Raw genomic sequence first — 266 nt, forward strand, 5'->3', positions numbered from 1 at the left:
CACCGGGGGTTCCGATGATCAACAACTGCGACCAGCACATGGCCCAGCAGAACAGCTACATCTCCACGGCGAGCCTGAACAAGGCCACGGCCTACCGTTTCGAGGTATCCCTTGTGGATGGCAACGACAACCCGGTCTCCTCGCAGATCGTGGACCGTACCCTGTCCTACTTCAACTTCAGCATGGTGCCGGGTTACATACCGGGCGGCAAGTACATGGTACGTGTGGCCGTGAGGACCACGGGTTACCATTCACCGTTCGGCGAG

At 59.4% G+C, this 266-nt stretch carries 1 protein-coding gene; it reads left to right on the forward strand.

Going from position 1 to position 266, the window contains the following annotated elements; genetic code table 11:
• Positions 1 to 38: 38 nt before the first annotated feature.
• Positions 39 to 266 (forward strand): hypothetical protein (locus G6047_RS00090; protein ID WP_169525266.1); only part of this gene is annotated, 228 nt, incomplete at its 3' end.

The organism is Flavobacterium silvaticum (genome assembly GCF_012911565.1).
GTDB lineage: Bacteria > Bacteroidota > Bacteroidia > Flavobacteriales > Flavobacteriaceae > Flavobacterium > Flavobacterium silvaticum.